Origin of the sequence: Nocardiopsis mwathae (assembly GCF_014201195.1) — a bacterium.
GTDB lineage: Bacteria > Actinomycetota > Actinomycetes > Streptosporangiales > Streptosporangiaceae > Nocardiopsis_C > Nocardiopsis_C mwathae.
Genome location: NZ_JACHDS010000001.1, coordinates 4,808,128 through 4,819,426, shown reverse-complemented (window position 1 = coordinate 4,819,426; position 11,299 = coordinate 4,808,128). Strand labels below are relative to the sequence as shown.

Here is an 11,299-nt window from a genome sequence, read left to right as displayed (position 1 = left end):
ACACCACCGGCCGGGAGATACTTGTCCGTGCACGCTGCCTCATGGGTTCGAGGGGGAATCATGGGTATCGGTGTTCTTGGCGAGTTGAACTGGATCGCCATCGTCGTGGCGGCACTCGTCTACTTCGGGCTCGGCGCGGTGTGGTTCGCCCGACCGGTTTTCGGAAAGGCGTGGATGCGCGCCATCGACTGGGCGGGCGACGACGAGGAGAAGCCCGGCGCGGCGATGTACATCGGTCCGCTGGTGGTCTGCCTGATCCAGGTGATCGTTCTGGCGATGCTGCTGGCGGCCGTCGGGGTGGCCGCGGTCGGGGAGGGGATCGCGCTCGCGCTGCTCGTCGGGGTCGGGCTGTCCGCCTCGGCGCTCTTCGTCGCGGGGTATTTCGACCCGAAGAAGCCGCAGCCCATGGTCTGGTTCGGCATCACCGCCGGATACCACGTCGTCGGCCTGGCGATCGCGGGTCTGATCCTGTCGCTGTGGACGTGACGCTCGGACCGGAAGCCTTGCGCGTGCCCGTCACCACGCCCCCGCGCCCCCGGATCTCCGTGGTGTCCGATTCGTTCAAGACTCCCTGCGGGCCGGCGGCCTACCGTGGCGGGCATGGCACCTCGATTCGATCTGGTCGGCCTCGTCGTGGCCGACATGGGAGCGTCCCTGGCGTTCTACCGTCGCCTCGGCCTGGAGATTCCGGAGTCGGCCGACACTCAGCCGCACGTCGAAGCCCCGCTCCCCGGAGGCCTGCGGATCGCTTGGGACACGGTGGAGACCATCCGCTCCTTCGAACCGGACTGGACACCGCCCCAGGGCGGGCACGGCGTGGCGTTGGCGTTCCGCTGCGACGACCCGGCCGAGGTGGACCGGGTCTATGCCGAGTTCGTCGCGGCCGGGCACGAGGGGCGCCACACGCCGTGGGACGCCTTCTGGGGGATGCGCTACGCGGTGCTCGGCGACCCTGACGGGAACAGCGTCGACCTGTTCGCCCCCCTGCCCGCTACCGCCGGATGAGCTCCGTGGGTGCGGCCCCGGCCAGGGCCGTCACCTCGCGGGTGAGGTGGGCCTGGTCGGCGTATCCGGTGCGAGCCGCGGCCGCCGCCCACGCGACTCCGTCGCGGGCGAGCGCCAGCGCCCGCTGCATCCGCAGGATCCGGGCCAGCGTCTTGGGACCGTAGCCGAAGGCGGATCGGCAGCGCCGGTGCAGCCGCCGCTCACCGACGCCGAGTTCGCGCGCCGTCTCCGCGACGGTCGCCCCCGCACGCGCGAGCTCCGCGATCGCGACGAGCTCCGGATCCGGGGGGCCGACGCGCGCCAGCCGTCGGAGCGCGAACTCCTCCAGCCGGTCCGCCGGATCCGGAGCCCTTGCGAGGCGGTCGGTCAGGGCGCGCACGGCCGACGACGGCCACAGCTCCACCAGGGGAACCCGCTGGTCGCGCAGTTCGTGCGCGGCCACCCCGAGGATCGCGGGGGCCGTGCCGGGGAAGAACCGCACCCCGATGACCTCGGTATCGGCCCGCCAGGCCGCCGCGTGCGCCACGGTATCCGGCCCGGCCACGAGCAGCGGGGCGCCCGGCACCCAGATCAGGTCCATGCACCCGTCCGGCAGGACGCGCTGTTCGACCGCGTCGGGCCCCTCGGCCCTCCCCCGCCACACCACCGCCCCGGGGACACGTGAGCCCCGTTCGGAGTACATGTTTCCAGTGTGCATGCACGGCACGGGTGGCTGCCGGACGGCCACCCCCAGGCGTCGGATCGGCGGACTAACCGCGCGCGACCAGGTCGATCAGGCTGGCTTCGGGGCGGCAGCAGAAGCGGACCGGGGCGTAGGGGGAGGTGCCCAGCCCGCCGGAGACGTGGAGCCAGGAGCGGCCGTAGCGGTTGAGGCCCCAGGCGCGGGTGCGGTCGATACCGCAGTTGGTGACCAGCGTGCCGTAGAAGGGCATGCAGATCTGGCCGCCGTGGGTGTGGCCGGCGAGGAGGAGGTCGTAGCCGTCGGATTCGAAGCGGTCGAGGTTGGCCGGTTCGGGGGAGTGCAGCACGCCGACGCGGACGTCGGCGTCCGGTGCGGCGGGGCCCGCGATGGCGTCGTAGCGGTCCAGCCCGATGTGCGAGTCGTGCACGCCGCCGAAGGCGATGTCCGCCTCGCCCGCCTTCAGCCGCCCGGTGCCGTTGTTCAGGTCCAGCCACCCCGACGCGCTCATCGCCGCTCCCAGCTCCTGCCACGGCAGGTCCGGTTCGGCCCGCTCGCCGTAGTCGGTCTTGCTGTCGCGCCACAGGTAGCGGGCGGGGTTCTTGAACGTCGGTGAGTACAGGTCGTTGGACCCGAACACGAACGCGCCCGGCCGGTCCAGCAGCGGCCCCAGCGCGTCGATGAACGGGCCGACGGCATCGGGGTGCGCCAGCGAGTCGCCGGTGTTGACGACCAGGTCGGGCCGGTAGTCGTCGAGCCCGCGGACCCAGTCCATGAGCATCCGGCGCCCGGGTGTCAGGTGCGCGTCGGAGAGGTGGAGCACGCGTAGCCGCCGCGCCCCCTCCTCAAGCAGCGGAATCTCGTAGTGGCGCAGCCGGAACCAGTTGCGCTCGATCAACGACGCGTAGCCGAGCCCTGCGACGCCCACCGCCGCGGTGACGGCCGCAGCCCGGCCGATCGTTCTCCCCAGGTGTTTCACCCGCACCTCCCCATGTCCGCTTATGTGATGGTGCCAGATGCCGCGACCCGGATGGGCCTTCTGCGGCTTCGTCCCCAGTCCGCGGCGGCTGTGCGGCCGCGGGTCCGGCCCGGCACCGGTGGAAAAGTCGTGGGTGCTGCGCGGATCGGACTCTATGATCTCTTGCATGGCCGAAATCAAAGACCGCCTGAAAGCCGACCTCACCGCCGCGATGAAGGCGCGCGACGAGTTGCGGACCCGGACGCTGCGCATGGTGCTGACCGCCCTCACCACCGAGGAGGTGGCCGGCGGCTCCGCGCGCGAACTCGGCGACGACGAGGTCGTCAAGCTCCTCACGCGCGAGGCCAAGAAGCGCCGTGAGGCCGCGGACGCGTTCGACAAGGGTGACCGCCCCGAGCAGGCGCGGGCCGAGCGCGAGGAGGGCGAGGTCCTCGCCGAGTACCTTCCCGCGCAGCTCACCGACGCCGAGCTGGCCGACCTTGTCAGCGCCGCGATCGCGGAGGCGGGGGCGGGCGACGTCAAGGCCATGGGCCAGGTGATGAAGGTCGTCAACCCGAAGGTCGCCGGGCGCGCCGAGGGCGGCCGGGTCGCTGCGGAGGTCAAGCGGCAGCTCTCCGCGTGACGCGGTCGTGCCGGGCGATCCGTCCGCCCTGCCTGCGGTGATGCGGTGGGCAGCGCGGTGACGCCCGGGCACGGGTGATGAAGCGCGAAAGGGGTGGGTGGTCCCGGATCCGGGACCACCCACCCCTTTCGCCGCCGTCGGCCGTCAGGGGGCGTCGTGGCCTGTGAAGCGTGTCATGGCCGGGGCCAGGACCGGTCCCGTGCCGGGACGCCACACGTGTCCGTCGGGGACGGTCGTGGCGCGGCCCGCGCCGCCGCCGTTGCTGAGGAACACGTTGACCGTCGCGCCCGGCGGCAGTGACGTGCCCGGGTCGGGGTTGACCGCGGCCACGGTGCCCTCAGGGTGGGTGGAGCGGATCCGCGTGTTGGAGACGCTGACGCTGTATCCGGCGTCCTCCAGCGCCCGCACCGCCGCGGACTCCTGCTGCCCCAGGACGTTGGGCACGCCGCCCTCACCCGTGGCGTTGCTCGCCGGAGTCGTGTCGGCGTCATCGTCATCCCGCGAGGGCGACGGCTCGGACCTGGAGCCGAACTTGCCCGGCGGTGCGGGGAACTTCTCCTCGGGGAGGTCCTTCACCGCCTTGCTCATGGTCTCTTTCCAGATCGGCCCGGGGATGGTGGCCCCGTAGACCGCACCGTAGGAGCGGTCGCCGATGGTGACGTTGCGCAGCGGGTAGTTCTGCGGCCCGCGCGGGTCGCCGACGAAGACGGCGCTGGCCAGGTTCGGGGTGTACCCGGCGAACCACGCGGCTGCCGAACCGTCGGTGGTACCGGTCTTGGCCGCCGCCGGGCGGCCGATCTCCAGGCCGGTGGTGGTCCCGCCCTTGAAGGTCTGCGACAGCAGGTAGCTCACGCCGTTGGCGACGTCTTCGTCGATGACCCGCTCGCAGTCGCTGTCCAGCTCGATGGTCTTGCCGGACTGCTGGTCCTCGATGCTCGTGATGGCCTGCGGCTTGCAGTAGACGCCGCCGGAGGCGAACGTGGCGTAGGCGTTGGCCACGGCCATCGGCGAGACCTCCTCACTGCCCAGGGTGAAGGAGTTGTTCCCCTGGGTCCGCGGGTTGTCGAAGCTCTGGCCGTCGGCGCGCTGGATCCCCAGCTTCTCCGCCATCTCGATGACGTTGCACAGCCCCACGCTCTTCTGCAGCTGCGCGAAGTAGGTGTTCACCGACCCCTTGGTGCCGGAGATCATGTTGTTGCTGGTGCCGCCCTTGGTATCCCCGGCGTTCTTCACCGGCCAGGGGGCGAGCACGCCGCCGTCGCAGTTGCGCTGCCCGGTGATGGTGGTGCTGTTGCCGGAGCTGAACGAGGTGCCGAAGCCCTTGCCCTGCTCCAGCGCAGCGGCCAGGGTGATCGCCTTGAAGGTCGACCCCGCCTGGAAGCCGGTGCTGCCGCCGCGGTCGGAGTCGGTGGAGAAGTTGATCGACGTCTCACCGAGCTTGGACTCGTCAGGGCCGTAGTTCCGGCTCTGCGCCATGCCGCGGATCTCGCCGGTGCCCGGCTCGATCAGGACCTCAGCCGCCACCTTGCGCGACTCGTTCTTGCGCGGGACCCACTTGTCGACGGCGTCCTGGGCCGCCTCCTGCATGTCGACGTCGAGCGTCGTGTGGATCTTCAGGCCGGCCGTGCGCAGCCACCGGGCGCGCTCGGTCTCGTTCTTGCCGAACTGCTCGTTCTTCTCGATCTCCTGGACCACGTAGTCGCAGAAGTACGGCTGGTCGCTGGGCATGCACCCGTTGCTCGGCGTGCTGACGTCCAGCTCCAGGTCCTTGGCCTTGGCCTCCTCGGCCTCCTCCTCGCTGATCGCCCCCGTCTGCGCCATGCGGTCCAGCACGACGTCGCGGCGCTCCTTGCCGTCATCGGGGTTGAGGCGGAGGTTGTACAGGTAGGGGTAGCGCACGGCGCCGGCGAGCGCGGCGGACTGCTCCAGGTTCAGCTCGGCGGCGCTGACCCCGAAGAAGTGCTGTGCGGCCGACTCCACGCCGTAGGCGCCGTCGCCGAAGTAGGCGATGTTGAGGTAGCCCTCCAGGATGTCGTCCTTGCCGACCCGCTGCTCCAGGGCGATGGCGAAGCGCAGCTCGCGCACCTTGCGGGCGATCGAGGTCTCGCGGGCCGCCTCCTGCTCGGCCTGCGAGGTGGCGCTCTCGATCAGCACGTTCTTGACGTACTGCTGAGTCAGTGAGGAGCCGCCCTGCGTGCTGCCGCTGAGTGTGCGCAGCGCGGCCCGGAAGGTGCCCGAGATGTCGATGCCGCCGTGCTCGTAGAAGCGCGAGTCCTCGATGGCGATCATGGCCTCGCGCATGACCGGGGCCATGTCGTCGAGCTCGACCAGCTCCCGGTTCTGGTCGAAGATCTCGGCGATGGTCTCGCCGTTGCGGTCGTAGATCACCGACCGTTGCGGAGGCGGCGGCGTTTCCAGTTCGCTCGGCATGTTGAGGAACCCGGTGGCGACGTTGCGCGCGGTGATGCCGAGACCTCCGACCGCGGGCAGCGCGAGCGCCGCGACGAGCACACCGGCGATGACCCCAACGCCTACGAGCTGACCGATTTTCTGCAGCAATGTCCCCTGACCCACCCCATCAGACTATGTGCGGCCGGGAACGTGTCGAACGTGTGAGAGGGGGCATCTCGGGCCATCCCCGACGACCACGCTCATCCACGCGAACCACACCCACCCGAACCGTCAGACCCCAGCTCAATCCTCGCATAGACGACGCTTGGCAAGGGGATGCGGTTGACCGGCGAATCGCCCGTGTGCGGGCCGAATCCATGACTCGCGCGAGTCGCAATGGCACGTCCGTGTCATATCGGAAATGGGTCCCCAAGGGCCTGTCGCTCACGCCCCCTGGTCCGTAGTTTCGACCCCAATGGCGAGGGGGGACGCGACGGTCCGAAACTCGGTGCCCCGGGCCTTCCCGGCCCCTGCCGGACAAGCGCGAGCGGCACCGGCCGCCGACCCCTCCCGCCCCGGCCGACGACCGCGCCCGTCGGCCGTACACCAGAACCTCACACGTTGATCTTGGGAGTGGGACACCGATGTGGATCACGGACTGGAGCACGAAGGCCATGTGCCGGGAGACCGACCCCGACGCGCTCTTCGTGCAGGGGGCCGCACAGAACCGGGCCAAGCTCATCTGCCGAGGCTGCCCAGTGCGGGCCGAGTGCCTGGCCGACGCCCTCGACAACCGGATCGAGTTCGGCGTCTGGGGCGGGATGACCGAGCGCGAGCGGCGCGCGCTGCTGCGCCGCCGCCCCGACGTCACCTCCTGGCGCGCCCTGTTGGAGACCGCACGCGACGCCTACGAACGCGAAGGCGCCGAGCGCGGCCCCATCCCGCGTAAGCGGTCCGCGCGCGACGGCTTCGCCGCCTCACTGCACCGCAGCCAGGCCGGGCACACCGCCCCGACGGGAGCCGCCGGTACCGCGCGCGCCGCCCTCGCCCCGCACGGAGCCGCCCCCATCGACCGTGACGCCGGCCCTGCCGAGCACCGTGACCGGGTCCGCGGCGGCGCGCTCACGCACTGAGACCGGCCGCCGGGAGACCGGCGCCGCCCTCGCCCACCTCACCCCGGAGGGGCCGCAGGTCCCGCACGGTCCCCCGTATCCGCGATCGCCGCGCCGATCTCGCGCAGCCCCTCCAGGTCGTGCACATCCTCCGGCCGCGCCGGCACCTCGGTGAGGGGGACCGCGGGGTGAGCCGAGGTGAGATGCGCGCTGAGCCGCTCCTCCCGGTCCTGCAGCCGCGCCCGCTCGGCGTGCAACCGCAGGGCCGCGGCGGCGAGCCGGTGGTTCCCGGCTTCCTCCAGCGCCTCCACCGCAGCCGCCGCGCGCGCCGCCGACAGGCCCCGAACCGACGTCCGGTGCGTCCGGTTGATGATCACCCCGGCCAGCGGCATACGGTCCTGGTCGAGCCGCTCGATGAAGTACGACGCCTCGCGCAGTGCGTCGCTCTCCGGCGCGGCCACGACGAGGAACGCCGTGCCCGGGGCCTGCAGCAGCCGGTAGGTCTGCTCGGCGCGCTCCTGGAACCCGCCGAACACGGCGTCGAAAGCGGTGACGAACGTCTGCACGTCCTTGAGCACCTGCGCCCCGACGATCTTGCCGATCACGCCGGTGACCATCCCGAACCCGGCGCCCAGCAGGCGGAACGCGCCCGTCTTCGCCGGAGCGCTGAGGAACTTGATCAGCCGCCCGTCGAGGAACCGGCCCAGCCGCTCGGGCGCATCCAGAAAGTCCAGCGCCGACCGGCTCGGCGGGGTGTCGACGATGATCAGGTCCCAGTCGCCCGACTGGCGCAGCTGCCCCAGCTTCTCCATCGCCATGTACTCCTGCGTCCCGGAGAAGCTGGAGGACAGCGACTGGTAGAAGGGGTTCGACAGGATCAGCCGCGCCCGCTCGGGATCGGCGTGCGACTCGACGATCTCGTCGAACGTCCGCTTCATGTCGAGCATCATCGCGTGCAACGTCCCCGGTCGGCCGGTGCCGCCGGCGCCCGGCGGCAGCGGTACGCGGCGCGGGACGTTGTCGAGCTCGGTCAACCCCATCGACTGGGCCAGCCGCCGCGCCGGGTCCACCGTGATGACGACGACGTTGCGCCCGTGCTCGGCCGCGCGCAGGCCGAGCGCCGCAGCCGTGGTGGTCTTACCGACCCCGCCCGAGCCACAGCACACGACGATCTGCGTACGCCGGTCGGTCAGCAGCGCGTCCACGTCCAGCCGCGGCGCCTCACGCGCGTCCGTCATCGTTCCCCCTACACGTCATGCGGTCTGCATTCCTGCCGCGTTCGGGTTCCTCGTTTGCTGCGCCGGTGGCGCGGTGGGGCCTGTGGCGGTTGGGCGCCGCCGGCTTCGCGCACTCGTTCACCCTCACGGGGTGTGCTCGGCCGCGTTCGGGTTCCTCGTTTGCTGCGCCGGTGGCGCGGTGGGGCCTGTGGCGGTTGGGCGCCGCCGGCTTCGCGCACTCGTTCACCCTCACGGGGTGTGCTCGGCCGCGTTCGGGTTCCTCGTTTGCTGCGCCGGTGGCGCGGTGGGGCCTGCGGCGGTCGGGCGCCGCCGGCTTCGCGCACTCGTTCACCCTCACGGGGTGTGCTCGGCCGCGTTCGGGTTCCTCGTTTGCTGCGCCGGTGGCGCGGTGGGGCCTGCGGCGGTCGGGCGCCGCCGGCTTCGCGCACTCGTTCACCCTCACGCGGCGCCCTGTTCCCTGAGTCCATCCGCCAGCATGTACAACCCCCCGAGGTCGATGCCGTCGTTGAGGAAGGGGAGCTCGTAGCGGGGCTGTTCCAGGTCGGCGAGTCGGTCGCGGATGGCGGACTCCACGCGCATCCGCAGGGCGTGGTCGGTGATCTCCTCGGCGAGTTCGCGCGCCCTCTGCTCGGGGTGCTCCAAACGGGCGGCCTTCAAACCGCAGGCCAGGGCGTCGACGTCGAGCCGCCCGGCCGCGGCCGCCGCCAGCGACTCCGCGTCGAACAGCGGGTCGCGCACCATGTTGACCATGACGGCGCCGACGTTGAGCCCCACCTCCCGGATCTCCGCTGCGCCGTCCACGGCCTCCTGGGCCGGCATCTCCTCCAGCAGGGTCGCGAAGTGCACCACGGTCTCCGGCGACCGCATCGTCTCCATCACCTTGTCGGCGTGGTTGCGGATGGGACCGACCCGGGCCAGCCCGGCCACCTCGGCATTGACGTTGAGGAACTGGGCGATCCGGCCGGTGGGTGGCGCGTCCATCACCACGGCGTCGTACACGAACGGCTCCTGGGAGCCCTCGCGCCCGCTTCCGCGCCTGCGGTCGGCTCCCACCCGGCGGCGTACCGCCTCCGTCGCCTTGCCGGTGAGCAGCACGTCGCGCATCCCCGGCGCGATGGTGGCGGCGAAGTCCACCGCGCCGAACCGGCTGAGCGCCTGCCCGGCGCGGCGCATGCCGTAGAACATCTCCAGGTAGTCGAGCAGGGCGGCTTCGGCGTCGACGGCCAGCGCGTACACGTCTCCGCCCCGCGGCGCGACGGCGACCTTCCGCTCCTCGTACGGCAGTGGCGGGCAGTCGAAGAGCTGGGCGATGCCCTGGCGCCCCTCGACCTCGACCAGTAGCACCTTCCCGCCGCCGGAGGCCAGCGCCAGCGCAAGGGCGGCGGCCAGGGTCGTCTTGCCGGTACCTCCCTTTCCGGTCACGACGTGCAGCCGGACGCCATCCCAGTCCCGATCGCGCGCACTCATCCCTGGGAGTTTATTCGGGCGGCGGTGGGCGCGACGATCAACGGCGGCGTGTGGTGAGTAAGGTGGCGCCCATGACGAAGTGGGAATACGCGACGGTGCCCCTGCTGTCGCACGCGACGAAGCAGATCCTGGACAACTGGGGGGAGGACGGCTGGGAGCTGGTGGCCGTCATTCCGGCGCCGACCGTGGACGCCGACCCGCGCAACCAGCAGTTGGTCGCCTACATGAAGCGGGTGAAGGCCTGATGGCGACGCCCGAGGAGCGCATCGAGAAGCTCGGGCACACGATGCCCGAGGTGGTCAAGCCGCTCGCCGCCTACACACCGGCGGTGCGGACGGGCGACCACGTCTACATCTCCGGCCAGGTGCCGATGGTGCAGGGCGCGCCCGCCGCCACCGGCAAGGTCGGCGCCGACGTCACCCCGGAGCGCGCGAAGGAGCTCGCGGGCATCTGCGCGCTGAACGCGCTCGCCGCGGTGAAGGCGGAGATCGGCGAGCTGTCCAAGGTGAAGCGCGTGGTCAAACTGGTCGGGTTCGTGGCCAGCGACCCGTCCTTCACCGGCCAGCCGCAGGTCATCAACGGGGCCAGCGAGCTCATCGGCGAGGTCTTCGGCGACGCCGGGGTGCACGCCCGCAGCGCGGTCGGCGTGGCCGTACTGCCGATGGACGTCCCGGTCGAGGTCGAACTGATCGTCGAGGTCGCCTGAGGCGCCCGAGCGCATTGCGTACCCGCGCCGGTCTCGGGAAGAGTGCACGCGAGATGATGATGAGAGCGCGTGTGGTCGTGCACCCGGGGCCGGCGTCGGTGTTCGGGGGCGGAATCCCGCGGCGGAAAGGCCGGTTCGTCGGCGCGGGGCCGATCCCCCGCGGGCCCGGCGGCCGGCCGACACGATGGCTGTTCACCGCACCCCAGGAGGACGACCATGACGAGCGACCAGTCGCGGGTCCGCGACATCCTCGGCGGGCGCGTCGCGCCCGCCGAGCCCCGCCCGGCGGCAACGGTCATGCTGCTGCGCGAGCACGCCGCCCCCTCCGCGGTCGGCCGCGGTGAGCTGCAGGTCTACCTGCTGCGGCGGAACTCCTCCATGCCGTTCGCCCCGGGCGCCTACGTGTTCCCCGGCGGCGGCGTGGACGAGCGCGACGCCGACCGCGAGGTGGGCTGGGCCGGGCCGGCCCCGCGCGAGTGGGCCGAGCGGCTCGGCACGACCGAGGGGTTGGCGCGTGCCCTGGTGTGCGCGGCGGTGCGGGAGACCTTCGAGGAGTCGGGGGTGCTCCTGGCGGGTTCCTCACCGGACGACGCCGATATCGTCGCTGACACCCGTGGCGCGGGCTGGGAGGCCGATCGCCGGGCCCTCCTCGACCGCTCCCTGTCGTTCGCGGAGTTCCTCGACAAGCGGCGGCTGGTGATCCGCTCCGACCTGCTGCGGCTCTGGTCGCAGTGGATCACCCCGAAGGTGGAGCGCCGCCGCTACGACACCCGCTTCTTCGCCGCGGCGCTGCCCGTGGGCCAGCAGACACGGGACGTCGGCGGCGAGGCCGACCGCGTCACGTGGATGCGCCCGGCCGACGCCGTGGCCGGGTGGGAGCGCGGCGAGCTGCCCATGCTCCCGCCGACCGTCTCCACCTGCAAGGACCTAGCCGCCTGCGGCACACTCGCGGCGGTGCTGTCGGCCGACCGCGGCGAGGTGCGGCCGGTCGAGCCCGAGCTGCGCGAGATCGGCGGAGAGTACCGCCTGGTCGTCCCCGACGGCGTCGACTACCCGCTGTGACAGGCCGCGCCGAAGCCCGGCCCGAAGTTCTGCCCTGA

At 71.8% G+C, this 11,299-nt stretch carries 11 protein-coding genes and 1 pseudogene; 7 read left to right on the top strand and 5 right to left on the bottom strand.

All coding sequences use genetic code 11. From position 1 onward, the window contains the following. Positions 1-60 precede the first annotated feature (60 nt). Both HNR23_RS21190 and HNR23_RS21185 read left to right on the top strand, forming a co-directional pair. A complete protein-coding gene (locus HNR23_RS21190) occupies positions 61-486 on the top strand; it encodes a DUF1761 domain-containing protein (RefSeq protein WP_184078056.1) in 426 nt (141 codons plus the stop codon). A gap of 114 nt (positions 487-600) precedes the next feature. Beyond that, on the top strand, positions 601-1,005 hold the full coding sequence (locus tag HNR23_RS21185; protein WP_184078054.1) for a VOC family protein: 405 nt from the start codon (positions 601-603) through the stop codon (positions 1,003-1,005). Here the strand turns inward: HNR23_RS21185 and HNR23_RS21180 are convergent. After that, positions 992-1,687, bottom strand: a complete 696-nt coding sequence (locus HNR23_RS21180) for a DUF6597 domain-containing transcriptional factor (RefSeq protein ID WP_184078052.1) — start codon at positions 1,685-1,687, stop codon at positions 992-994. The genes HNR23_RS21185 and HNR23_RS21180 overlap by 14 nt on opposite strands. A gap of 67 nt (positions 1,688-1,754) precedes the next feature. Further along, a complete protein-coding gene (locus HNR23_RS21175; RefSeq protein WP_184078050.1) occupies positions 1,755-2,663 on the bottom strand; it encodes a metallophosphoesterase in 909 nt (302 codons plus the stop codon). A gap of 166 nt (positions 2,664-2,829) precedes the next feature. Between HNR23_RS21175 and HNR23_RS21170 the strand changes: the two genes are divergently transcribed. Then, positions 2,830-3,285, top strand: coding sequence for a GatB/YqeY domain-containing protein (locus HNR23_RS21170; protein WP_184078048.1), 456 nt, complete (start codon positions 2,830-2,832; stop codon positions 3,283-3,285). Between the two features lie 144 nt (positions 3,286-3,429). Here HNR23_RS21170 and HNR23_RS21165 read toward each other — a convergent pair whose 3' ends face one another. After that, complete coding sequence (locus tag HNR23_RS21165) at positions 3,430-5,844, bottom strand: penicillin-binding protein (RefSeq protein WP_184078046.1); 2,415 nt, start codon at positions 5,842-5,844, stop codon at positions 3,430-3,432. A gap of 476 nt (positions 5,845-6,320) precedes the next feature. On the opposite strand from HNR23_RS21165, the pseudogene HNR23_RS26990 reads away from it, so the two are divergent. Continuing rightward, positions 6,321-6,605: pseudogene (locus HNR23_RS26990) on the top strand (WhiB family transcriptional regulator); the annotation flags it as partial. Between the two features lie 242 nt (positions 6,606-6,847). On the opposite strand, the gene HNR23_RS21155 reads toward HNR23_RS26990, so the two are convergent. Then, entirely contained in the window at positions 6,848-8,026 is a 1,179-nt protein-coding gene (locus tag HNR23_RS21155) for an ArsA family ATPase (RefSeq protein ID WP_184078042.1), read from the bottom strand. Positions 8,027-8,464: 438 nt separating this feature from the next. After that, positions 8,465-9,493 (bottom strand): ArsA-related P-loop ATPase, encoded by a 1,029-nt coding sequence (locus tag HNR23_RS21150; RefSeq protein WP_184078041.1) that lies wholly within the window; start codon positions 9,491-9,493, stop codon positions 8,465-8,467. Positions 9,494-9,564: 71 nt separating this feature from the next. Here HNR23_RS21150 and HNR23_RS21145 point away from each other — a divergent pair, with 71 nt between their 5' ends. From HNR23_RS21145 to HNR23_RS21135, 3 genes are all read left to right on the top strand, one after another. After that, positions 9,565-9,738, top strand: coding sequence for a DUF4177 domain-containing protein (locus HNR23_RS21145; RefSeq protein WP_184078040.1), 174 nt, complete (start codon positions 9,565-9,567; stop codon positions 9,736-9,738). Further along, entirely contained in the window at positions 9,738-10,199 is a 462-nt protein-coding gene (locus HNR23_RS21140; protein WP_184078039.1) for a RidA family protein, read from the top strand. Before HNR23_RS21145 ends, HNR23_RS21140 begins: the two co-directional genes overlap by 1 nt. Before the next feature lie 216 nt (positions 10,200-10,415). Continuing rightward, on the top strand, positions 10,416-11,261 hold the full coding sequence (locus tag HNR23_RS21135; protein ID WP_184078038.1) for an NUDIX hydrolase: 846 nt from the start codon (positions 10,416-10,418) through the stop codon (positions 11,259-11,261). Positions 11,262-11,299 lie beyond the last annotated feature (38 nt).